Annotated in this window: 24 protein-coding genes; 15 read left to right on the top strand and 9 right to left on the bottom strand. The window is 41.3% G+C overall.

The features are described 5' to 3' along the window. The first annotated feature begins 171 nt into the window (after positions 1-171). Together ACM0OX_RS23635 and patX are read left to right on the top strand one after the other, a co-directional pair. On the top strand, positions 172-1,938 hold the full coding sequence (locus tag ACM0OX_RS23635; RefSeq protein WP_414517414.1) for an FAD-dependent oxidoreductase: 1,767 nt from the start codon (positions 172-174) through the stop codon (positions 1,936-1,938). Positions 1,939-2,045: 107 nt separating this feature from the next. Then, positions 2,046-2,273 (top strand): heterocyst-inhibiting protein PatX, encoded by a 228-nt coding sequence (gene patX / locus ACM0OX_RS23630; RefSeq protein ID WP_334817792.1) that lies wholly within the window; start codon positions 2,046-2,048, stop codon positions 2,271-2,273. A gap of 852 nt (positions 2,274-3,125) precedes the next feature. On the opposite strand, the gene ACM0OX_RS23625 is transcribed toward patX, so the two are convergent. After that, on the bottom strand, positions 3,126-4,025 hold the full coding sequence (locus ACM0OX_RS23625) for a ferritin-like domain-containing protein (RefSeq protein WP_414517413.1): 900 nt from the start codon (positions 4,023-4,025) through the stop codon (positions 3,126-3,128). 375 nt (positions 4,026-4,400) lie between these two features. Between ACM0OX_RS23625 and ACM0OX_RS23620 the strand changes: the two genes are divergently transcribed. Further along, positions 4,401-4,601, top strand: a complete 201-nt coding sequence (locus tag ACM0OX_RS23620) for a hypothetical protein (RefSeq protein WP_012411649.1) — start codon at positions 4,401-4,403, stop codon at positions 4,599-4,601. A 123-nt stretch (positions 4,602-4,724) separates the two neighbouring features. Here the strand turns inward: ACM0OX_RS23620 and glnA are convergent, their stop codons facing one another. Then, a complete protein-coding gene (gene glnA, locus ACM0OX_RS23615; RefSeq protein WP_414517412.1) occupies positions 4,725-6,146 on the bottom strand; it encodes a type I glutamate--ammonia ligase in 1,422 nt (473 codons plus the stop codon). A gap of 357 nt (positions 6,147-6,503) precedes the next feature. Between glnA and apcB the strand changes: the two genes are divergently transcribed. The 4 genes from apcB to ACM0OX_RS23595 all read left to right on the top strand — a co-directional run bounded on the left by apcB (position 6,504) and on the right by ACM0OX_RS23595 (position 8,407). After that, a complete protein-coding gene (gene apcB / locus ACM0OX_RS23610) occupies positions 6,504-7,013 on the top strand; it encodes an allophycocyanin subunit beta (RefSeq protein WP_179065502.1) in 510 nt (169 codons plus the stop codon). A 211-nt stretch (positions 7,014-7,224) separates the two neighbouring features. Beyond that, positions 7,225-7,296, top strand: a complete 72-nt coding sequence (locus ACM0OX_RS23605; protein WP_414517428.1) for an element excision factor XisH family protein — start codon at positions 7,225-7,227, stop codon at positions 7,294-7,296. Positions 7,297-7,447: 151 nt separating this feature from the next. Then, positions 7,448-7,588 (top strand): hypothetical protein, encoded by a 141-nt coding sequence (locus tag ACM0OX_RS23600; RefSeq protein ID WP_414517411.1) that lies wholly within the window; start codon positions 7,448-7,450, stop codon positions 7,586-7,588. Next, positions 7,589-8,407, top strand: a complete 819-nt coding sequence (locus ACM0OX_RS23595) for a TlyA family RNA methyltransferase (RefSeq protein WP_414517410.1) — start codon at positions 7,589-7,591, stop codon at positions 8,405-8,407. 216 nt (positions 8,408-8,623) lie between these two features. Here the strand turns inward: ACM0OX_RS23595 and ACM0OX_RS23590 are convergent, their stop codons facing one another. Both ACM0OX_RS23590 and ACM0OX_RS23585 read right to left on the bottom strand, forming a co-directional pair. Beyond that, positions 8,624-8,881, bottom strand: a complete 258-nt coding sequence (locus tag ACM0OX_RS23590; RefSeq protein ID WP_414517409.1) for a Calvin cycle protein CP12 — start codon at positions 8,879-8,881, stop codon at positions 8,624-8,626. A 199-nt stretch (positions 8,882-9,080) separates the two neighbouring features. Next, the gene (locus ACM0OX_RS23585) at positions 9,081-10,478 is read right to left on the bottom strand and encodes a DUF697 domain-containing protein (RefSeq protein ID WP_414517408.1); all 1,398 of its coding nucleotides are present in this window, start codon (positions 10,476-10,478) and stop codon (positions 9,081-9,083) included. Positions 10,479-11,288: 810 nt separating this feature from the next. On the opposite strand from ACM0OX_RS23585, the gene ACM0OX_RS23580 reads away from it, so the two are divergent. Together ACM0OX_RS23580 and ACM0OX_RS23575 are read left to right on the top strand one after the other, a co-directional pair. Further along, entirely contained in the window at positions 11,289-13,925 is a 2,637-nt protein-coding gene (locus ACM0OX_RS23580; RefSeq protein ID WP_414517407.1) for an EAL domain-containing protein, read from the top strand. 73 nt (positions 13,926-13,998) lie between these two features. Next, positions 13,999-14,919 carry a histone deacetylase family protein gene (locus ACM0OX_RS23575; protein ID WP_414517406.1) on the top strand — a complete coding sequence of 307 codons (921 nt, stop codon included), beginning with the start codon at positions 13,999-14,001 and terminating at the stop codon, positions 14,917-14,919. Between the two features lie 122 nt (positions 14,920-15,041). Here ACM0OX_RS23575 and ACM0OX_RS23570 read toward each other — a convergent pair whose 3' ends face one another. Continuing rightward, positions 15,042-15,209, bottom strand: coding sequence for a hypothetical protein (locus tag ACM0OX_RS23570; RefSeq protein WP_414517405.1), 168 nt, complete (start codon positions 15,207-15,209; stop codon positions 15,042-15,044). A 179-nt stretch (positions 15,210-15,388) separates the two neighbouring features. On the opposite strand from ACM0OX_RS23570, the gene ACM0OX_RS23565 reads away from it, so the two are divergent. The 4 genes from ACM0OX_RS23565 (at position 15,389) to ACM0OX_RS23550 (ending at position 18,195) form a co-directional block, all read left to right on the top strand. Further along, on the top strand, positions 15,389-15,526 hold the full coding sequence (locus tag ACM0OX_RS23565; protein ID WP_180277588.1) for a hypothetical protein: 138 nt from the start codon (positions 15,389-15,391) through the stop codon (positions 15,524-15,526). A gap of 177 nt (positions 15,527-15,703) precedes the next feature. Further along, positions 15,704-16,150 carry a tellurite resistance TerB family protein gene (locus tag ACM0OX_RS23560; protein ID WP_414517404.1) on the top strand — a complete coding sequence of 149 codons (447 nt, stop codon included), beginning with the start codon at positions 15,704-15,706 and terminating at the stop codon, positions 16,148-16,150. Positions 16,151-16,294: 144 nt separating this feature from the next. Beyond that, positions 16,295-17,650 (top strand): UDP-N-acetylmuramoyl-tripeptide--D-alanyl-D-alanine ligase, encoded by a 1,356-nt coding sequence (locus tag ACM0OX_RS23555; RefSeq protein WP_414517403.1) that lies wholly within the window; start codon positions 16,295-16,297, stop codon positions 17,648-17,650. Continuing rightward, positions 17,647-18,195: a GNAT family N-acetyltransferase gene (locus ACM0OX_RS23550; RefSeq protein ID WP_414517402.1), complete on the top strand. Its 549-nt coding sequence runs from the start codon at positions 17,647-17,649 to the stop codon at positions 18,193-18,195. The genes ACM0OX_RS23555 and ACM0OX_RS23550 overlap by 4 nt, the downstream gene beginning before the upstream one ends. A gap of 39 nt (positions 18,196-18,234) precedes the next feature. Here the strand turns inward: ACM0OX_RS23550 and ACM0OX_RS23545 are convergent, their stop codons facing one another. Continuing rightward, positions 18,235-18,564: a hypothetical protein gene (locus tag ACM0OX_RS23545; RefSeq protein WP_414517401.1), complete on the bottom strand. Its 330-nt coding sequence runs from the start codon at positions 18,562-18,564 to the stop codon at positions 18,235-18,237. A gap of 205 nt (positions 18,565-18,769) precedes the next feature. After that, the gene (locus ACM0OX_RS23540; RefSeq protein ID WP_099102772.1) at positions 18,770-19,171 is read right to left on the bottom strand and encodes a fasciclin domain-containing protein; all 402 of its coding nucleotides are present in this window, start codon (positions 19,169-19,171) and stop codon (positions 18,770-18,772) included. Positions 19,172-19,340: 169 nt separating this feature from the next. On the opposite strand from ACM0OX_RS23540, the gene ACM0OX_RS23535 reads away from it, so the two are divergent. After that, entirely contained in the window at positions 19,341-20,276 is a 936-nt protein-coding gene (locus ACM0OX_RS23535; protein ID WP_414517427.1) for a putative 2-dehydropantoate 2-reductase, read from the top strand. 74 nt (positions 20,277-20,350) lie between these two features. Here the strand turns inward: ACM0OX_RS23535 and ACM0OX_RS23530 are convergent, their stop codons facing one another. Then, on the bottom strand, positions 20,351-20,578 hold the full coding sequence (locus tag ACM0OX_RS23530) for a hypothetical protein (protein WP_322696896.1): 228 nt from the start codon (positions 20,576-20,578) through the stop codon (positions 20,351-20,353). A 103-nt stretch (positions 20,579-20,681) separates the two neighbouring features. Then, complete coding sequence (locus ACM0OX_RS23525; protein WP_414517400.1) at positions 20,682-20,954, bottom strand: hypothetical protein; 273 nt, start codon at positions 20,952-20,954, stop codon at positions 20,682-20,684. 369 nt (positions 20,955-21,323) lie between these two features. Between ACM0OX_RS23525 and ACM0OX_RS23520 the strand changes: the two genes are divergently transcribed. After that, positions 21,324-23,681, top strand: a complete 2,358-nt coding sequence (locus tag ACM0OX_RS23520; RefSeq protein ID WP_414517399.1) for an AAA family ATPase — start codon at positions 21,324-21,326, stop codon at positions 23,679-23,681. The last annotated feature ends 103 nt before the right edge of the window (positions 23,682-23,784 follow it).

The following is a 23,784-nucleotide window of genomic DNA, read 5'->3' as shown; positions in this document are numbered from 1 at the left end:
TGGCATCTGTAATAGTAGGTTTATTAATTGTGTATCTAGCCAAAACTAACTGTTTTTGAATAAAAGGATTTTTAAATTATTAGCTAATGCAAATATTAGGCAATAAGAAAATGCTTATAAAACAGGATAAATTCTTATGTATTCTCGCCAAAAATACGTAAATTATTATTTATGGTTCATCAAACATATATAGCTGATGTCTTAGTTGTCGGTGGAGGAAGCGGAGGAACTGCGGCTGCTATCCAAGCGGCGCGACGGGGAGCCAAAACGATTTTGGTGAGTGAATTTCCTTGGTTAGGGGGGATGCTAACTTCGGCTGGAGTGTCTGTACCCGATGGCAACGAATTAGAAGCCTTTCAAACAGGGTTATGGGGTGCGTTTTTGCAGGAATTGCGACAACGACAGCCGGGAGGATTAGATAATAGCTGGGTAAGCTTTTTTAGTTACGATCCCCGAATTGGAGCAGAGATTTTTGCAGATTGGGTGCAGGAATTGCCCAATTTGCACTGGATTTATGGACAAGTACCTTTAGAGGTATTTCGACAAGGTGATTTGATTACTGGTGTCCGCTTTGCTGATTTTACTGTCACGGCCAAGATTATTCTCGATGGCACAGAATTAGGAGACTTATTAGCTTTAGCTGACATACCTTACCGTTGGGGCTGGGAATTGCAATCGGAGTGGGGAGAACCCAGCGCCCCAGTGACTTTTAACTATTTAACCCAGAAATATCCTGTGCAAGCGCCTACTTATGTAGTGATTATGCAGGACTTTGGTGAAGCGATGTCTACGACGGGCTACGCCTACGCACCAGAGATTTCATCTGCGCCTAACTATAATCCATCCCAGTTTACAGGTGCTTGGGATGGCTATGGAACAGAGACATTTTTAAATTATGGACGTTTGCCTGGTGGCCTGTTTATGATGAATTGGCCAATCTGTGGCAATGACTACGGCGAAGGGGTAGGGCGGTTGATAGAGTCAGATGTAACCAGAGATGAATTCATCCAAGAATCTCGCTGGCACAGCCAAAATTTTGCTCATTTCATCCAAAAACAGCTTGGTCGTCGCTATGGTTTAGCAGAAAAAGTATTTCCTCACACCTCTACAGCTTTTGCACTGCATCCCTATTACCGGGAAAGCCGCCGCTTGGTGGGGCTAACTACTGTCCGAGAACAGGATATTTTGCCGATCGCAAAAGGTAGAGTTGCATCTATATTTAATGATGCAATCGCAGTTGGTAACTACGCCAATGACCATCATTATCCTGGCGTTCAATTCCCACTGCAACCTAAATCCATCCGCTGGGGAGGACGTTGGACGGGGACTGCCTTTACAATTCCCTACAGTTGTCTAATTCCAGCCACAATAGATGGTTTCTTAGTCTGTGAAAAGAATATTTCTGTCTCCCATATTGCCAATGGCGCTACCAGATTACAACCTGTGGTTATGGGAATTGGTCAAGCAGCAGGGATGGCGGCGGCAATATGTGTTGAATTAAACTGCCAACCGAGGGATTTACCTATTGGAACGCTGCAAACTGCCTTATTAGAAGATAATCGCTCAAAAGCGCTAATTATTCCTTTTTTTAATCTTCCCCCCAATCATTCGGATTGGCGGCACTGGCAACTGTATTACTTAGATAACCCACAAGCCTATCCAGTTAGTGGCGATTGCCCTGACTCTGCTTTTGACAAAGCGTTAATTCAGGAAACTAACTGTTTCAAAGGGATTTTTTACCGCTTGGAACAGCAGGAATATAAATTTACTGTCACAGCCCCAGCCGCATATCAAGGGCAAAGTTGGCAGCTTGTGACTTTGCGATCGCATATTGACGAGCAATTACGCGCTTATCCCCACGAACAATTAGTTACATTGTGGGGTCGTTACAATCACTCTGGTAATTGGTTATTAGTCGAACATTTAAACGGAGGATAAGAAGAGTTTATTTTCAGTAAAACAGAATACTTTTTGATGAATTGTCCGGATATTAATCAAAAAGCTAAGTATCAGTGAAGTGGAGAGTTCCCAAATAGACATCTGCTATGCGTGCTGCCATTTCACTTTTAGTCTCGAGTCTGGTGTTCGGCCCCTTAGCTTTTAACTGCCAAGCAATGGTCAATCACTTATCAACAGGGCTGCCTTCCACGCCTACTTCGGAACAGCGGCTCTCGGCGGCATCTGAACAAGCTTCAGATGATGCGCCACGTCATCGCGGTAGTGGGCGCAGAGAAGTAACACAAAAAGTCCGAAATATCTATGCTGTGGTTTAACTACTGTAGTGTAATGCCTCTTTCCTCAAAGGAACAGAATTACCAGAAAACAGGATGTTGTGCTAACGTCTTTTACACAGCTTTTCTGGCAGAGATATATACAGTTGACACACGAAAGTCTTCAGCGATCGCTTAGTATTTCAACTGAAAACTTTGTATATATAATAGTTGGTTTCAATCCTGCCGATCAAAAAGCAATCAAATTAAGTGCTTTGATCGATAGCATTACCAACTCCTCAAAAGCTCTACAACTGTTGCTCATATTCGCTAGAAAGCTTTGCATCTCAATCCTCAACGGCTCTAGAAATAGATGTTACTTAGACTATCAGTTAATCTGAAGCACATCTAATTCAGACATTTTGCTTGTTGAGGAAATAGTCTTAAGGCAACTTCACTTTATTCCCCAATAGATTTTCTTCTCATACATTCACTAGCTGATTATCTATATAAGCAAGTAACCGATCTTCGCTCTGACATCTGTTTAGCGTCCTTTGCCAAAGCATAAAATCCCTTTCGTTTCATTTCTTGCTTATCTAGCGTATGGATTCACATAAGTAGTATAGGTTTATTACACTTGCTAACAAATCTACTATTCTTTACCTACTTTTGCCCCTTGGTTCGTTCTCCTCGTAGATGGCTCCCAACAAAATAAGTGTTAAGAAGGATCTGCCAGATCATCTTAGTCTTTTTAACTATTTTACACCCAAGGCCAGATGCAAAGTTTTGCATTTGGTCTTTTTAGATGAATTTTCCTTAAAGAAAAGGGAGTGGAGAGTGGGGAGCAGAGGAGAAGTTCAGTAAGTTTTTCTCCTCTGTCCCTCCGCACCTCTGCCTCTTGTACCCAATGCCCTTTTACACCGTTGTTTTCTTGCGGCTACTTTCTCTTCCCTGGATGCCGTTGAGGAACATTGGCACAAACTTCTCGATAAACGTCTGTGGATCTCGCTGCCAAGCCTTTTGTGCAGCTTGAATCCTAGTAAATTGCAACTCCGGCGCTAGCAAAGTCTGGGGTAAGCGTTCCATCAGGTATTGGGGACGTTGCCAAAGGGGCATGGTATTTGCTACTTCCACCAGGTTGGCAACTCGCCGTAGTTCTGCCCCCAAGGTGATATCCATTCCTGATTCAAACGCGGCTTGTTCAATTGCGGTATATTTTCGCTTGGCTTGCTCTACCTTTTGCTGATGTTGTGGACTCTTACGCGCAAATTCTCCTAGCCAACGATTACCCCACCGGACGTGTCCTGCTTCCTCTGGGAGAATTTTTTCAATCGTTTCCCGAATCTTGATGTTTTCTTCTGTCTGAGGTGCTTGTTTAAGCGCGTGAATGTGGGCAGAAAAATACTCACAACCCCGCTTTTCTGTGGCATTAATTGCGGCAAGGGTAGAAATCACAAAATCTTCAAGGCTTTCGACTGGATCTTGTTGTTCATGGTCAAGCAGGCGTTCAAATTCATCGATATAGGAAGTTCCAGGGGGAGTTCCTATATAGCTTCCCAAATCAATCAACAAGTCAGTTAGCCACATAGCATGACGAGCTTCATCTGAGATGTGATGAGATAAATCCCGCACCAGTTCCCGTGGCTGTCCATTCAATTGTTCAATTACCTCAGTTAGGTCTTTGCAACTACGTTGTTCGCTGTAACGGTAGCGGTTGAGGGTAATCAGATGGATTTCGCGATCGCATACTACCCGTTTTAATATATCTCTCGCACTCAAAACATTCTGAAATTTACGCGGGTAGGTAACTGTCATAAGTTATGTAAATTTTTGTAAATCTTTATTTGATAGTAACTTAATTTTTGCGAGTGCTGTATTTGTGCCGCTCTAGCGAAAAAAAGAGTAAAAGTGACAAAAATTAATCACTTGATATGAACTTAAGTGTAAATAAAAGTAACGAATAAATGTTTTGTCTTGGGTAAAGTGTGTTTTTAAGGTCAGACCAATCTGAAGCTAGATGATTTTAGTTATCAAAAGTGGATTGGAGAGATTTTCCCCCAAAGCCGGAAAATTGTAGGCAAAGAAAATATAAATTTTTGTAAAAAGTAGCTTATGTTACAGAATTTTTGTTATATTAGTCTTGTAAGGAAAGGAAAATTATATATTCACGAAATAGAGAGGACTATGGTTATGTCTATCGCAGATAAATCTCGTGCACTAATGGTACGCGAACATCAACAAGTCAAGAATCGCCAACAATCAATGCTGATGCGTGCGGCACAAGAACTTGGTCTTCCTGAAGAAGTGTCTCACTACTGGAACCCAATTCAAGGGAAGGTAGATGCTAGCAGTCGGATGATTTATGGCCCCAGCCATGCTTCTATGAGCTAAGTTTCAGGAGTCATAAGTTGGATTTTTTGATTGAATGTCTCAACTGACAAGTCTGGAAAAAAAAGCCACCCTCTACTTTAGGGTGGCAAAACTTATTACTTTTTAGTTAGATACGACTCTTAATTAAGCATCGTAGTAGAGGTAAAACTCGTAGGGATGAGGACGCAGCTGCAACTGTTTGACTTCGTTACCTAACTTGTAGTCAATCCAATTTTCGATAAAGTCTTCCGTGAATACGCCTGATTCTGTCAAAAAGGCGTGATCTTTTTCCAGTGCTTGCAACGCCAGTTCTAAAGAACCTGGAGTTGAAGGAACCTTTGCAAGCTCCTCTGGAGAGAGTTCATAGATATTCTTATCTAAGGGTTCACCAGGATGGATTTTGTTCTTGATGCCATCGATACCAGCACAGAGCATTGCAGCAAATGCCAAGTAGGGATTAGATGTAGCATCTGGACAACGGAATTCCAAACGTTTAGCTTTGGGGTTAGTACCAGAAAGAGGAATACGGATAGAAGCAGAACGGTTTCCTTGGGAGTAAGCCAAGTTAACAGGTGCTTCATAACCAGGTACTAGGCGCTTGTATGAGTTGGTGCTAGGGTTGGTGATTGCCAACAGCGCTGGTGCGTGTTTGAGAAGACCACCAATGTAGTACAAGCCCATATCGCTCAAACCAGCATACTTATCACCTGCAAATAGAGGTTGGCCGTCTTTCCAAATCGACTGGTGACAGTGCATTCCCGAACCGTTATCGCCAAAAATTGGTTTTGGCATGAAGGTGACGGTTTTGCCGTATTTCTTGGCAACGTTCTTGATGACATATTTGTAAATCATCAACCAGTCAGCCGCTTCGATCAACTTCCCAAAACGGAAACCCAATTCGCACTGACCACCAGTAGCAACTTCGTGGTGATGCTTTTCAATGGGTACACCTAATTCTGCCATTGTCAATAGCATCTCTGTACGGATATCTTGGAAAGAATCCGTCGGTGCAACTGGGAAGTAACCTTCTTTGAAGCGTGGTTTGTAAGCTAAGTTGGGTTTTCCTTTTTCAAATTTACCGGAATTCCAAGCACCTTCTTCGGAGTCTAAGAAGTAGTAACCTTCGTTAGCAGTTTGGGCAAACCTAGCACTATCAAAGATAAAGAACTCAGCTTCAGGGCCAAAGAAAGCTGTGTCACCAAGACCAGTGGAAACCAGATAATCTATTGCTTTTTGGGCAATAACGCGTGGGCAACGATTGTACCATTCGCCCGTGCGCGGTTCTTTGATACTACAAATTATACTTAGTGTTGGCACTTCCATGAATGGGTCGATCCAAGCAGTGTTGGGGTCGAGTACCATCGTCATGTCCGATTCATTGATCGCTTTCCAACCCCGGATGCTGGAACCATCAAAAGGCACGCCATCAGTGAATGCAGTCTCATCGATTTGGTTCTGGTACAGTGTGAGGTGCTGCCAAGTCCCTACTGTATCGATGAATTTGAGATCAATGAGCTGAATTTTTTCATCTTGAATTTTCTTCAAGAGTTCTTGTGGTGTTGTCATTGTTACTCCTTCTCTACCAATTTCCTAAAGTAAACCAGAATCTTACATTGCATCCTAACCCTGCTGATCTCAATCAGGCCGTGACACACCAGAAATATCTTAAATACTAGACATTAGCGGATTTTGTAGCTTGTACTACAGATATCTGGATTATCAGGTTATATTAACCTTTCAGCGTTCATCTGCACAAAACTGGAAAGTTCATCATATAGGGGTCAACTTTGACATAAAATCCTTATGTAGTGGATAGATTGTTTTTGTGCCGAATCTATTTTTAATAGCACAAAAATTTACTGGTGCATAAGTGCAGCCAAATAAATATCAAACCATAAATAGCAATGATTGGGAGAAGAAGGAATGCGCGATGCGGTAACAAGTTTAATTAAGAATTATGACTTAGCTGGTCGGTATTTTGACCGGAATGCGATCGATAGCCTAAAGTCTTACTTTGATAGTGGTACAGCAAGAGTACAAGCAGCGGCGGCAATCAATTCTAATGCGGCTGCACTTGTCAAGCAAGCTGGTTTAAAGTTATATGAAGAACTGCCAGAATTGATTCGTCCTGGTGGAAATTCTTATACGACTCGTCGTTATGCGGCTTGTCTGCGGGATTTAGACTACTACTTGCGCTACGCTACCTATGCGTTGGTTGCTGGGAACACGAATGTATTGGATGAACGAGTGCTGCAAGGGCTGCGGGAAACTTACAATTCTCTAGGAGTGCCTATTGGCCCTACAGTTCGCGGTATCCAAATTCTCAAGGATCTGATTAAGGAACAAGTAGCAGCAGCAGGTGTGCTTAATACTGCTTTTGTGGATGAACCATTCGATCACATCACACGCGAGTTGAGCGAGATAGATATTTAGATTTTAAGCGGGCAAGGTGTCTGCCCCGACATAAACTTAAATAGCGATCGCACTTTGTCTCTGTTGGGAAAAGAGCGATCGCTTTTTTATGAACCCTACCAGGCTTTGAAAAGGGCTTTATTTAAGTTTTCGCCGCCAGATGGTAACATCGCGCCTCTGTCAAATAACTTTGCTAAATTAAAGCTGTGTTTTTGGAACTATCTTTCGACTAATGCCAGCCAGAGACATTTACCATACCGCAGTTATTAAAGCACTTATTGCAGATGGTTGGACAATAATCTGAACTACGGCAATACACGGATTTTGCTGTATCTTAATTATCTGAATATTGTATATTTGTAAAGAATAATATACTAAGTAGCGATCGCTAGATTTCTGTGAATTAGAACCGCCATCAGCCACAATAAAAGTTGCCGATGTTTGAGGCGCTGATTATGAAAGAATTATTAACTCTGAAAGACTTGCTTGTTAAGGGCGATGTCCAAAGGGCATTGATTATAGTTGAAGAATTAACAGAAATGAGCCGAAATATTAATCGTGCTTTGGCTTTAATCTTACCAGGAGAATCTAGTTAATTGGCTAAACAGCGACTCGACACACTATTAGTAGAATTAAATTTATGTTCTTCTCGCGCCTTAGCACAACGGCTAATTCAGGCGGGGGAAGTTACTGTTAATCAGCAATTAGTTGATAAACCTGGTACTGAAGTTGATATTGCAGCGAAAATAAATATTAAAGAGCGATCGCCTTTTGTTTCTAGAGGCGGTGAAAAACTCTCCAAAGCTTTGTCAGTATTTGCCATTCCCGTAGCAGAGCGCATTTGTTTAGATGGTGGGATTTCTACTGGTGGTTTTACTGATTGTCTCTTGCAAGCTGGAGCAAAACAAGTTTACGGTATTGATGTCGGTTACGGACAAGTTGACTGGCGGTTGCGAAACGATCCGCGGGTAATTTTGCGGGAACGCACCAATTTACGCCAATTACGACCGGATGAGTTATATGGTGAAAATGACCCGATTCCTGATTTAGCGGTGGTTGATGTATCATTTATTTCTTTAACTAAGATTCTGCCTGCTTTGTGGCAACTAACTCAAGCTAATCGTGAAGCTGTCTTGTTAGTCAAACCACAGTTTGAAGTCGGCAGATCCCGTGTAGGTAAAAAAGGTGTTGTGCGCGATCCAAACGACCAAGCTGATGCCATTTTCCAAGTTTTGCAAGCTGCTCACGAATTAGGATGGAAATACAAAGGCTTAACTTGGTCGCCGATCGTTGGCCCGGCTGGGAATATCGAATATCTGTTGTGGTTGGCAATGGAAAGTGAAACACCGCCACTTGATTTAGAGGCAATTAAGCAAATAACGCAATCAGCAACAACTGATTTACGGAAGAGTTAAAGAAGAATGCAGAATTCAGAATCAATTAGTGGGGCACTTAAACCCACATATTCATTTGCACTCGGACTCCAATTCATACTGAATTCTGATACCAATTTGAAAAATGATTGCGACAGATGGAAAACTGAAACACTTATCCAATGAATGTTTCACAATCCAAAATCTAAAATCTAAAATCCAAAATGGTATGACTCCTGACTCCTGAATTCTTTGTTGTTAAACGTCGTAAATTAGACATTCTACGGAATGTGGATGGCGATCGCAGTAATTTTCCAAAGAGGTTTTCTTGGATTTTGCTTGGTGTTGGTGAGATTTTTCGGCTTGCAATTCTTCTACAATGTCCCAGGCTACGGCACAACCAGCAGAATTACTGCCATCTAAATCGCAAGTTGTCCGAGCTTCAGTAATTGCATTAGTAATGGCTTCTTCTAGAGTAGCCGCCCCAGCAGTTTCAAATTTTAGGGTAGTTGTCATGATACTTTCACCTTTTAATTTACACAAATAGATATCAGGGGATAGGGCATAGTTTTATTTCTCACAACCTTTACCCTGTAACCTGTACCCTCAATCTTGCATCCCAAATTGAGAATGTCAGTTAATTGTCAGAAGAGTTTGATAGAAGTTGATAAACACTTATAAACGGTAATAAAAAGATAACTGTTTTTAATTATTCTCAATACTTTATGTTTAACTCTTGTCGCAAACGATACAGAATTGTATTTTGGTCAACTTGAGAGAGAATTTCTTGAATGACGCTGCTAGCGCCCAACTGTCCCCAAGTGCAGCCTTTTTCGAGATAGACTTGGGCAGCTTTGCCAACAGAGTACGCACCATAGCCGGCGATACCAGCTTGAGCGATCGCACTGCCAGCAAAAGCAGTAATATTACTGGGATTATCAGCACTGGTTATTGCAGCCGTACTTTTACTTAAACCCAAAAGAAAACTACTACCTAATTCTCCAAGTAGCAAGCCGCCAGAACTAAATAAAATCGTTTTTAAAATTTTCCCGGCTTCATAGCTAGTCATCGGCAAACCATACAATCTAGCGAGAGCGCGAATTAAAGCTAAATCAGCAACAGTTCCGCCAAGGATATCTAAAAAGGCGATGGGATTGAGCATGACTGCTAAGGCTTTGTATTTGGTAAATTGCCAAATAATTTCTTCGGCTTCCTTTTCGCGTAAATCGATAGTTTTTTGAGCGATCGCGGCTTCTGCATCCCGTGCTTGGATGAGTGCATTTAAAGCCAGAAGCGATCGCCCTTCCCGATTCAGAATATTCAGAATTATCTCTTTGAGTTCGTCTACTTGCGGTGGTGGTGTTTCCCATTCATAAGTGACACGCCCATCAGGCCATTCAACCCGCACTTCCATTGCTGCTGGTTCCGCTGCCACCATGACAATTTCATCAGGTAGTAGAGGCTTTGCTTCTGGATGCCCTGCACCCAGTTGTTGTAAATTTTGGTAAATTGCTCCTTGATCTGTATCTGGGTAAAGGTCTATTTTGTTAAACACTAAAATCAGGGGTTTTTGCGATCGCCTTAATTGCAGCAGCGCTTGATATTCAGTGCGCGTGATATCACCAGACACGACAAACAAAATCAAATCCGCCTGATGTACTACTTCTCGTGCCATATCCGCCCGTGACTCACCCTCAATTTCATCTAATCCAGGGGTATCAATTAACTCTACTAGTACCTTATCACTGGGCTGCCACCGCACAGAACGGGGCCATTGGGTGACACCATTCAGGGGCCCAGTTTGCAAAATCTTGTCTCCCAACAAGGCATTTAAAACTGCTGACTTTCCCCGACTCACCAAACCAAAGACGGCAATTCTAATGACGTTTGAATCCAGCTTGTTGAGTGTGGCATTCAAAGCTTCCAATTCTGGTTTCATCAAACCTACTAATTCTGGGTTAGATGAAAGCTGTCCTGACTTGCGAAGATATCCATACCAAGAAAGCGCTTGTCTGAGACTGGCGCGGGCACGATTTAAGTGAGTTTCTTGCACATTACGATAAACCGACATAATATCAACACTTTTAGCCTTCACTCTCTCTAAAATGCTCATCCAATGCTCAAAACACTTACTTTCAGCATTCGATTGTGAATAATAGGTATGAATTCGTACTCATTAACCATGCTTAATTAATGCTTACTTTTTCAACCCCATTATCAGGGGAAGGAAAAGTTAAACATACCTCTCTATCTTATATCCCTAAGTTGTTGGACTAATAATCTAGATATAGGACATAAAAAGTCTCTAACTTTATGAGGTCAGAGATTAGGTGTTTTATAAATCTTAAGAAAGATGTAACTAATGGATAGCTCCAAAGAGAGACTAACGCCAAAATCTACACTTAGATTGGAGGCGGATTGGCTCCGGCTTTGTTCAGTTTTAGTCTGGTTTGAAATCCTCTTATGTAACTCTCTTCTCTACAAGAGGCTGCCCCAACATGGCGTTACGCCTAGCTTGCTTCCCTGTAAGGGTACAATTTTGAAATTTTAATTTTGAATTGTTAATCTGGGTATCCTAAGAAAGACAAGGTTAGATGATATAGACGAAGGAACAAAGTTTATAACTTATGTATGAGTAGAGAAAACAACTATAATTTCTACTACAAAAACTGATTGAACAATTAGCCAACTCATTCTATAAAAAGAAGAGTGCTGAGTGCGTTCAATCATGAAGGTAAAGGCTCGTCTACACCCTCATACCAATTTTGCTATGCCTGCGGTAAATGCTCGCCTACGCAGATGGTGAGAACTTTGATTGAGCAAGTTTTCCCATAAGTGCAGCTTGAAATTCTGGATTTATAGGAGCAGTCTTTTTCAGACTAAGACATAAATATTAATTATATGAGAAATTTGAGGAACAGCCATGCAAGGAAATGAGCGGGAAAAAATACGCCATCTGTTGGTCATCCAAGACCTAGAAGGGCGGCGAACTGTCCCCCTGCGAGAAACTACTTATTCTCTGGGGCGGCATCCTGCAAACACTATTGTCTTGGCTTCCCGGTCAGTATCAATGCAACATGCAATTTTATTGCGAGTTACTGTTCCAGAAACTGACCAATACGGCTTCCAAATTATTGATGGTAACTATAAGGGGAAAGGAAGTACTAATGGCTTATTTGTGAATGGCACTAAATGCTTTTCTCATAATCTTAGGCATGGAGATATCATAGCTTTTGGCAGTAATAAGGCTCAGGCTAAATATTATGCCATTTCCAACATTTCCGAACAAGCATTTTCTGCATCTTTTAATGTTGAAGACTTATCTGGTTTTTTATCAGAGCAAGCCAGTCCTGCCAATCCTTTTCAAACCTTAGCCATCGATCCCAGTTTTGAAGCAGCTAGTGAGTCTGCTCTAGCTCGCCTAGCATCCTTTCCTGAACTCATCCCCAATCCAATTATTGAAATGGATTTCGAGGGAAGAATTACCTATCTCAATCCAGCCGCAGCTATCAAGTTTCCTAATCTTAGGGAAGTTGGGACAGAACACCCAATTTTAACGGGACTCTTGATTGGAGTTAACAATCTAGAAAACAATTCTTTTGTGCGCGAGGTGGAAGTAGGCACAGAAGTTTTTGAACAATCCGTACTCTATCTTCCTGAAAGTGATTTAATTAGAACTTTTATTATTAGAGATATTACAGAGCAAAAGCAAGCTACAGCTGAATTGCGCCAGCGCGATCGCTTGCTACAAGCAGTTGCAGAAGCTGCCAATTATTTGCTAGGAGAAATGAATTACGAAACTGGTATCGATCTAGCTCTAGCTGTACTGGGTGAAGCTGCCAAGGCAGATCGTGCCTATCTCTTTCAGAACCATCTCCATCCTGTTACAGAGGAAATGGCAGTCAGCCTAAAGTTTGAATGGACACAATCTTGTATTGAATCTACCCACCACCATTGGCAGAATCAGCTTTATCAAGCGCCTGAATTAGCTCGTTGGTACACAGTTCTCTCTAGCGGCCAGTCAATTAGCGGCATCACTCAAAAATTTCCTGTCGCCGAACAAGAATTTCTGATTCGAGATGGCATTAAATCCCTTCTCTTGGTACCTCTTCGCTTGGATAATGATTTCTGGGGGTATCTTGGCTTGGCAGACTGCACCTTTGAGCGTCATTGGTCAAAGCATGAAGAATCTACTCTTTTGACCATGGCCGCCAGTATTATTGGTGCGCGGCAGCGTCAGCAAGTAGAAGAAAAGATTCGCTATCAAGCCCTCCATGACTTGCTGACAGGGTTGCCCAATCGTCTACTATTTAACGAGCTGCTCAGTAAAACTCTGCCCAACGCCACTCGCAATGGCGAAAGTTTAGCTGTGATCTTCCTCGATTTGGATCGCTTCAAGGTCATTAATGATACTCTGGGGCATACTCTGGGAGACCAATTGTTACAAAGCGTCTCTCAAAGATTAAAAGACTCACTCAGAGGTGGAGACACTGTAGCCCGTTGGGGAGGCGATGAATTTACTATTTTACTCCCACGAGTCAATGATATTGAAGAGGTAACTTTGGTAGCGCAGAGAATTTTACAAGCCTTAGAGGATGCTTTTCATCTCCAAGAGCATGAACTTTATGTAACTGCTAGCCTCGGTATTGCCTTACTTGATAGCAACAGCCCTGACACCGAAACACTAATCCAGCACGCAGATGCCGCTTTGTACTACGCCAAAGACAAAGGGCGGAATAACTACCAATTTTACAGTGTTTCTCTGAGTGCTAAAAATCCTGAACTCCTGACTTTAGAAAAGAGCTTGCGCTATGCCCTAGAGCGCAATGAATTTAAGCTTTACTATCAGCCTCGTGTGAACATTGCCACAGGAGAAATTACTAGTATGGAGGCTCTGTTGCGTTGGCAGCACCCAGAGATGGGATTGGTCGCCCCCAGTGTATTCATTCCCTTGGTCGAAGAAAGTGGATTAATTGTCCCCATCGGCGAATGGACTCTACAGACGGCCTGTAGCCAAAATAAAGCATGGCAAGATTCTGGATTGCCACCGATTAAGATCGCTGTTAATCTTTCTCTGAAGCAGTTCCGCCAACCCAAATTGGTAGAAACTATAGCTAAGATTTTAGAACAAACGGGCCTGGAGCCACGCTTTTTAGAATTAGAAATTATGGAAACCACAGCGATTGAGGACTTGGGTTTTACCAGAAAGGTCTTAGAGGAGCTACAGCAGATGGGTATTTACATCTCCATCGATGACTTTGGTACAGGTCATTCCTCGCTCTCGCGCCTACAGCTTTTGCCACTCCACAATCTGAAAATAGATAAATCTTTTATTCAATATTTGACGCAGGATGCCAAAGTAGCTCATATTATCCAGGCCATAGTTACCTTGGGACACAGCTTGGGATTAAAGTTAACAGCCGAAGGGGTAGAGAAAGAAGAGGAATTGGAATTCTTGAAATCGATCAACTGCGAGGAGGTACAGGGCTTTTTATTCTACCGCCCACTTCCTGAACAGAAAGCAACAGAAGTCCTTGAAAGTAAACGACCAAAGATTTAGTACAAGGGAAAACTCTTTGTACCAGTGAGGATACAATAAAATTCATTGTCTTGTTGCCGACCTTTTTCGTCCTATGCTACCAGTCATTTATTCCGACGAATTTTTAGATCACAAGACTGGAAAATATCATCCCGAAAAACCAGAACGTTTAAGTGCGATCGCCAATGCCCTAAAAGCAGCTACATTTGCTGATAAAATCACCTGGCACTTGCCTACACCAGCATCAGAACAGCCATCGCTGATGTCTTCGTTGGTTAGAGCACATAGCCCAGCCTACATCAAAAAACTGTGGCAAATCGCTTCTAGTGGCGGCGGCCCTTTGGATGGAGATACGCCAGTTTCCCCACGCAGTTATGATGTGGCATTGTTGGCAGTCAGTGCATGGTTGGATGGAGTTGAGGTTGTCTTAGAGTCGGCTAATCCTGCTTTTGTACTAGCGCGTCCCCCAGGACATCATGCTGAAAGCGATGCAGGGATGGGCTTTTGCCTATTTTCTAATGCCGCGATCGCTGCTTTATTTGCTTTAGAACAACCTGGAATTAACCGCGTCGCCATCCTTGATTGGGATGTACATCATGGTAATGGTACTCAGGCGATCGTGGAAACGGAAGCACGCATTGCCTATTGTTCTCTACATCAGTACCCATGCTATCCCGGTACGGGAAGATCGACAGAACGGGGTTTTCACAATAACGTATTAAATTTACCAGTACCCCCTGGTAGTGATATTGCAATATATCAGCCACTATTTGAAAAACAGGTAGTACCGTTTTTAGCCAACTTCCAGCCAGATTTACTAATTGTGAGTGCTGGTTACGATGCCAATGCGGAAGATCCTTTGGCAAGTATCAATTTGCAACCAGAAGACTACGCTTTATTTACTGATTATTGTTTGGGGCTAACTCGTAAAATTCTGTTTGGCTTAGAAGGTGGTTACGACTTTGATACTCTTTCTCAATCAGTTGTAGCGACGATTGAACGCTGTTTACTTTAAAAAATACCTAATATATCTACCGACGATCGCAATTACCAAGGAAATAGCCTAAATTCTCTGGAAAGATTTGGGAACACTGAATACTGACGCGGTTATAGCTGACATACAGTTATGAAAATTTCTCACAAACTGGTTGCAAGCTTTGTTGGTGTTTCCTTATTAAAGATTGTAGTTGGTGCGGTTGCGATCGCCGACAATCGTTGTGCGATACCTGAAACAGTGCGATCGCGCATTTTTAATCCTTTTTTTACCACGAAATCCATCGGCAAAGATACTGGTATGGGCCCCATTCTCCATTCCCTTTTTTATCAACTTCATAGAATCTTCAGAAAGAAAAATTTTCAGCGGGGTTCTGAAAGAGCTAAAGTTTTGTTAAGATGCAATTGCTAGCAGTTTCTCAGCGAAATTCACCTATCGGGGTGTGGAGAAATAAAAAGCACAAGCAGCACAAATTCCAAAAGGTGAAGCAATGACCACCTATATTTTTTTCGATGAAGCCCTACAAATGCTGACCAACGCCTATTTGATATCAGTAGTACTGTTAATGGCAGCTTCTGGTATAGGTTTGGCGGTGATTGAGACAATAGAAAAGACAGGAGAACGCTAAGTTTACGGATGGCAATGTAGTTCCTGCCAAAAACCTTTGGGTACAAGTGTTCGCTGTGAATAAATCCTGGGAACACTAAAAGATGAAAGTCTTATAGCGTTATAGTCTTACCTGTAAATCTACCAAACATACAGGTAAAAGTAACGCTATTGGGACTCTAACCAAGGAGCTACTACAATGGGTCTATTCGACGCTGTGTTGGGTACAGATAGCCAAACCCAAGCAGCACTCAATCCAGCGGAAGCTTTTGCTGTCATTATATTGACGGCGACTGCTTCAGACGGTTATCTTTCAGTTGAGCAAGCAAATTCTACCATTTCTGTGCTGTCTCGGATGAAACTTTTTAAAAGTTATCCCAATGAAATGATGAACAGGCTGTTTGACAAAATTTTGGGCATTCTCCAAGGCGATGACTTTAATGCTTTGTTCAATGCAGCCAAAGATTCTCTATCTCAAGAGTTGCGGGAAGCAGCCTTTGCAGTAGCCACCGATTTAGTCCTAGCTGAAGGTATTATACCTGAAGAAGAAAAAAACTTCTTAAATGATTTATATCAAGCTTTAGGGGTTTCGAGCGAGATAGCAATACAAATTGTGGAAGTAATCTTGATTAAAAATCGTGCATAGGGCAATCGAACATAACTTGTTATGCCCATTGTCCTTACTTGATTAAACTGTATAAGTAGCTTATAAATAAAGCGTGGCACGGAAGTTAAGCTTCTTTGCCACTATTTTTTGCTTTTATGATTTTGAACTTTAAATCAATTGCTTATGCGTTGTTCTGCCACCCTAAACCAACTGGCTGAAGTTATTTTGGCCCATTCTGTAAACTTATCTGAAACTGCTTTAACACAAGTCACTAGCGGAATCCAAACAGATAGCCGTACCTTGAAACCAGGTGAAGTATTTGTCGCTTTTCGAGGCGATAAGTTTGATGGACATGAATTTGTACCAACTGCGATCGCAAAGGGGGCAATAGCTGCAATCGTAGATTTTGAATACGAAAATCCGGGATTCCCTGTACTACAAGTAAAAGACACTCTCAAGGCATATCAACAAATTGGCCGATGGTGGCGCGATCGCTTTAATATTCCTGTAATTGGTGTGACTGGTTCGGTGGGTAAAACTACAACCAAAGAATTGATCGCCGCAGTTTTAGGAACAAACGGACGAGTTCACAAAACTTATGGAAATTACAACAACGAAATCGGTGTCCCGAAAACTCTGCTAGAACTTGGCGCTGAAAATGACTATGCTGTAATTGAAATGGCGATGCGGGGTAGAGGACAAATTGCCGAACTGACGCAAATAGCGCGGCCAACAATTGGAGTGATTACCAATGTGGGGACGGCGCATATTGAGTTACTGGGTTCCGAAGAAGCGATCGCTGAGGCAAAATGTGAGTTGTTAGCCGAAATGTCTGCTGATAGTGTGGCAATTCTCAACCACGACAATCCTTTATTAATGGCCACGGCGGCGAAATTTTGGCAGGGAGAAGTTGTAACTTACGGCTTTTCTGGTGGGGATATTCAAGGTCAGTTAATTGATAACGAGACTGTGGAAGTCGCAGGAATCCAATTACCTCTACCTTTACCTGGTCGTCATAATGCGACTAATTTCTTGGCAGCTTTAGCGGTGGCAAAGGTTTTAGGGATCGATTGGGCAACCCTCAAATCAGGTGTGAATGTGGATATGCCTACAGGGCGATCGCAGCGATTTACCTTACCCAACGATGTGGTAATCTTAGATGAAACTTATAATGCTGCACCAGAAGCTATGATTGCAGCATTGCAATTATTGGCAGATACACCCGGAAAGCGGAAGATTGCCGTATTGGGTGCAATGAAAGAATTGGGAGAGCGATCGCAGCAGTTGCACCAGCGAGTGGGAGAAACAGTACGAAAATTGAATTTAGACGGCTTGTTAGTTTTGGTAGATGGAGAAGATGCCGAAGCGATCGCTCTTAGTGCCGAGGGTGTGCCATCGGAGTGTTTTGCAACTCATGCTGAGTTAGTGGCTAGGTTGAAGACATTTGTGCAAACAGGCGATCGTTTATTGTTTAAAGCCGCCCATTCTGTGGGACTAGATCGGGTAGTCAGTCAGTTACGTGCAGAATTTCCTAAATGATACCACTAGAAACCCAACGTCTCATCCTGCGAGATTTTGTAGAATCGGATTGGTCAGAGGTTCATAAATACGCTTCTGATGCTGAAGTTGTGCGTTACTTGACTTTTGGCCCTAATACCGAAGAAGATACCAAAAACTTTTTGCAAAGAGAGATTTCATTGCAAAGTAAAGAACCCCGTCAGCATTTTGCCTTAGCGGTGACTTTGAAAGCCCAAAAGCACTTAATTGGTATCTGTCGTATATCCGTTAAAGATATTGACAACAAAACAGGCTCTATTGGATACTGTTTCACTAAGCAATTTTGGGGTCAAGGATACGCGACTGAAGCTGTAAAAGCAATTGTATCATTTGGTTTTCAGGAGTTAAACTTACACCGCATCTTTGCAACTTGTCATCCAGAAAACATTGCCTCAGCAAGAGTTATGCAAAAAATTGGAATGCAACAAGAAGGATATTTGCGACAACACCATTGGATTAAGGGAGAATGGCGAGACTCTTGGTTATATGCCATTCTTGAGCATGAATGGAGAAGCGTCTATGGATGATTATTCTGAAAATATCACCTAGTAGATGCCCGATAGATTTCAGTTGGAAAGACTAGGGCTGCTACTGTAGCGTCTTTGAAAAAGAATTGCTGCCAAATTAGTCACTAAACAGGTGATTGCTAGGCACAGCAAGATATAAGTAGGAGCCATAACCACGCCAATCATGAACCAAGTATATACGTGCAATATCATTACAGAAGCGAAAAAGCTAGCAATTCCAGCAGATTGCCACACTTGATATGATGGGCGACGCAACGCTACTAGAATCATTGTTGAAATTGTGACAAGTAAGTTCGCTGGTACGAGAAATGCACAAATACTTATGCAGTTGCCACGAGAGAACTCAGCTAGGGTGTTAAAATCGAGCATTAATTTTGTTGGGATAGATGTTAACTTTTTAATAATTTAGTTTATTGTATTTAAAATAACGAAATATATATTAAGGCATGAGTGAGTAATCACATTGCAAATATAACATAATTTAAACTATTGAGTTGCCTTTTGATACTACCAATAGTTAGTTAATTCTAAAGATTTTGGATAAGTAGGGTGGAAAGCACCCACCCTAGCTGAATTAACCTGGTAAAATTACCGTATCGATAACGTGTACCACACCATTATCAGCTTCAATATCTGCTGCTAAGACTGTGGCATTTTTAACTTCAAAACCATCAGAAGAATGAATTTTAATGGGTGAACCTTCCACAGAATTAACCGTACCGAGTTGTGCCAAATCAGCCTGTAGCAGCTTTCCTGGAACGACATGATACTTTAGAATCCGTGTCAACTGGGGAATGTTTTGTAACAGAGTTTGGATAGTTCCCGCTGGTAACTTGGCAAAAGCATCGTCATTTGGTGCAAAGACAGTGAAAGGGCCAGGACTTTTTAATGTTTCTACTAAACCAGCAGCTTGTACAGCCGCCACCAGTGTTTTAAACGACTCAGACGTAACTGCAATATCAACAATATCAGCCATATATCTTACCTAAATCTCTGCAAAAGATTTTAAAGGATAATAAACCTCTTTTAAGTTTTATTAAACAAAATAAATTTAAAATCAGGCGTTGAATAAACTACACCTAGATGCTTACTCCCGTCAGACATCGCTTTATGATGTTTCTAGGAAAATCCCGTTATATAAAGAAATGTCCGATCGCACGTATGCCATTCTGGGAACTGGAGCATTAGGTGGATTCTATGGTGCAAGATTACAAAAAGCTGGGTTGGATGTCCACTTTTTGCTCAAGAGTGATTACGAACAGGTAAAGAAATATGGTTTAGTGGTAGAGTCCAAAGATGGTGACTTTACCCTTCCTGAAGTCCACGCCTACAACGACGTAGAAAAGATGCCACAATGCGATGTTGTGGTGGTGGCACTGAAGACGACGCAAAACCATTTACTACCAAAGATGTTGCCACCAGTAGTTAAAGATAATGGGGTGGTGTTGGTATTACAGAATGGACTTGGTGTAGAAGAGGAAGTTGCTGAAATTGTTGGTAATGTAACTGTTATCGGTGGATTGTGCTTTTTGTGTTCTAACAAAGTGGGGCCAGGGCATATACACCATCTAGACTATGGGCAAATTAACTTCAGTGAATATACCCCTAACTATCAGCCTAGTGGGATAACTGAGAGGATGCAGCAAATTGCTGATGACTTTGAAAGCGCTAGTATCTCAATTGAATTAGCTGAAGATTTACTACTAGCACGTTGGAAAAAGTTGGTGTGGAATATCCCATACAATGGGCTTTCTGTGATTCTCAACGCTAGAACTGATGAATTAATGGCCTATGAGTACACCCGCAAGTTAGTCGAACAGTTGATGTATGAAGTAGCGGCGGGGGCAAAAAGCTATGGGCGGATTATTAGCGATCGCTTCATTCAAACAATGCTCGATTATACTGTCAAAATGACGCCTTACCGCCCTAGCATGAAAATTGACTACGACGAACATCGTCCCTTGGAGATAGAAGCAATTTTCGGCAACCCATTACGGAAAGCCCAATCAGTAGGTGTGGATTTAGTGCAGATTAGCTGTTTATACCACCAGTTGAAGTTTTTAGATGCCAGGGAAAAGTGATAGAGATTAGGGAGATGGAGGAGACAAGAGAAGCAATTCTATTCTTAACTCCTAACTTACCACTCCCCCAATTTTTAACGCAGGGATTCAAAAATGACTGCTATTGTCATTAAACACAACAGGATAATTCCTAGCGGAAGCAAAAACTGTTGTAAAAGGTACAGCAGTATGGGTATGATTTGTAAGATACCCAAACCACTTGATAAAACGTAAGCGATCGCAATGCCGAATAGCACCAGCAGAAAATATTTCAAAGATTTAGAGGCAAAACGAAATAAAAGTGTATCCTGATTTGTGTCCATAATTTTACTCACGAAAGTAACTAAATTTTTGGCAGTGAATATTCTTTGTGATTCCCCCACACCTTTTAAAAAATGAGGCTATGGGGAATCAACAGTATTAGTTTTACAAGTGGGTAATTGCGTTGTTAAGTGAATTATTCAAAGACTGTTGTTGTCTTTGTACATTGTTTTGCTTTTCATAATTAACTAGCAGTTGAAATGCGATAAACAAGCTCAATAACAACAGCAAGAACGAGCCAAAACCAGAAGAATACTGATTTATTTCTCGCTCAACACCACATTTGAGGCAGACATATCTATTGGGATTATGCGTATCTTGGGCAAAAGGGCACTGATTCTGATTGCAATCATGATGACAATCTTTATCTAAAATCATTGAACCTCCTGTAGGGTAAAGACTTACATACTTAGTTGTAAATACGCTCTACAGAATCTAGTTAGTTAATACCCACCGCCTGTTTAGTAGACACCACTTTCATGAGTAATTAATATGGGACAATAACATTTGTGATTTACTAAGCTTGCAGTAGTAGCGCTCTCTAAATCTCTCCTCAACCACCTTTTCTTGGCGCTTAACTTAACTTCGCCTGTATTAATTACAAGAGTAATACAACCGAAAATGCTTTGCAGTAGGATAAAGTAAGTTTCCTACCGAGTAGGAAAAAGTATTTTGTACTATGGAAGGTAGGAATAAGTAGTAAAAATATAGTTATAATAAATTACAAATGATACATCAAGTTCGCAAATGGGTGTAGAAGAAGCCTTAGAGTTTGTAGATAACTTGGTTTTTCTCAAGACGGGAGAACACTTAGATAAAGCTCAAAGGATTATCTTGCGTCATTTGTGGGAGGATGAAAAGCGGACTTACCAGGATATTGCCAACAGGCGTGGTTATACAGAAGCGCATTTAAAATCAGTTGGCGCGGAACTTTGGCATTTACTGTCAAAAGTGCTAGGAGTGAAAGTGTCTAAATCAACCTTCCAAGGGATAGTTCAGGGATTTAGAACAAGCCAACAGTCGCAAAAAATCCTCCATATTCCCAATTTAGCGACTAATGGCACTAGACCCCAAGATTTAGATTCTAACTTTGTAGGGCGCGATCGCCAAATAGCCGAACTTCACACCCTCGTTAGTCAGGGAGCAAAAGTTATCCTCATCCAGGGTGAAGGCGGTGTTGGTAAAACAACCTTAGCACGCAAGTATTTTAAAACTCAAAAGTTTAATTTTGTACTCGAACTGTGGATGGCCACAGAAATCCAAAACCTGACTCCAGTGGAGAGTGTAGTTGAGGAATGGCTGCGGCGATACTTTAACGAAGAACCAGGATGTGACTTTGGTATCAGCTTAGAACGATTACGCCGCAAACTCCGAGAGCAAACTTTTAAAATTGGGGTATTTATTGATAACTTAGAAACTGCTCTTGATAAAAATGGCAAGTTCCTAGAATATCGTCGTCCTTATGTTGAGCTATTGAGAGTATTAGCAGATACCGATGTACATTCAATTACTTTAGTAACAAGTCGTGAGCGTTTACGGGAGTCTAGTGTAGAGGTTCATCTCTATCCACTCGAAGGTTTAGATGATGAAGCGTGGCGACAGTTTTTCAGCAATTGCCATATCAATTGTGATTGTACTATTCTCAATGAAATATGTACAGCTTACGGAGGTAATGCCAAAGCAATGCAAATTCTCCGAGGAGCAATATTGACAGATTTTTATGGTGACATACACGCCTATTGGCAAGAAAACTGTACAGATTTATTAATAGAAAGAGAGTTAAAAGATTTAGTCGCCAGTCAATTTACCCGTCTTCAAGAAAATGACTTAAAAGCTTATCACCTTCTATGTCGTTTAGGATGCTATCGTTATCAAGATATTACTTCATTACCTATTGAGGGAGTTTTATGTTTGCTTTGGGATGTACCAGAACAACAACGTAGAGGTGTAATTAAAGCTCTGCAAGACTTATCCTTAATAGAAGCGAAAAAAGGACAATATTGGCTGCATCCGGTAATTCGCGATGAAGCAATAAGTAGGTTAAGATTAGTCAGTGAAGAATGGGAATTAGTAAACCGAAAAGCGGCGGAATTTTGGACGCGACAAGTTGCAGCTATCAAAAATATCACAGATGCTTTAACAGCTTTAGAAGCTTATTATCACTATGTAGAAATTAATTATTTTGAGCAAGCTAGCGATGTAATTTTACAAGGGCGAGGTAACAAGTGGGGTACAGGATTGCCTTTGGGTTCTTGCTTTTACCAGTTGGGGTTGCTCCAGAAAAATTTCTCTGTAATTAAGCGGATAATAGATAATGTAAAATCTAAAAAAAGACTGATTAAACTTTATATTATCCTTGGGTATACATATCGAATTATCGGTTGCGTTAGAGAAGCTATAGAATGCTATGAGAAATCAGGAGAAATATTAGAAGAGTTAGATGAAAAGCTAACGAAAATCTCTATTTTGTTCAATACAGGGCTTTGCAAACTAGAATTATGGGACATAAAAGCAGCCGAAGATTGTTTTAATTCTGTTTGTAGCCTTGCTGAAGCAAATAGCAATCTTGATGATTACATGGCTTATGCTCAATGTTGTTTAGCTTTGATAAAATCACGTTTTGGTAGCAGAAAAGATGCCTTTTACCTTGCTGAAGATGCCTTTTATACTATGTCATTGTCAAGTAGAGTGACTTTATGGGGAATGGGGCATAGTTTAGTAACTCTCTGCTTAACTTATAAAAATTTAGGTAATCTTAAAAAAGCCTTTAAGTTCTGTCAACAAGCTATATTTCATGCTGAAGAAAACAATTTTACTCAGATTAAAGCTAAAGCTATAAGTTGTCTGGCGGAAATTTTTCGAGAACAAAGGGAATTTACTATAGCAATTTTTCATCATTCAAAAGCAATAGAAATTCTTGATAAAATCGGTGCTAAATCAGACTTAGCTGAAGCTTATTATCAATTGGCATTGACTCATAAAAAAATGGGTGAAATTGACCACAGTCGGGAAAGTTTTGTACAAGCGATCGCCCTCTTTAACGAAATGCAAGCACCCCGGCAAGTTGAGAAAGTACAAGCAGCAATGAAGTATGTTGAGCAATAGGCAATACTATTTGCTTTTAACTGGCGATTTTCCGGCTAATAGCCTCTCCAACTGGAGTTTAGACTAAAAGCGATATGAGAGAACGCAAATCAAAAGGAATTAG

The sequence above is a fragment of the Nostoc sp. PCC 9305 genome, from assembly GCF_963920915.1.
GTDB lineage: Bacteria > Cyanobacteriota > Cyanobacteriia > Cyanobacteriales > Nostocaceae > Nostoc.
The sequence above is the reverse complement of the archived record's forward strand: the minus strand, read 5'-3'. Positions and strand labels throughout refer to the sequence as shown.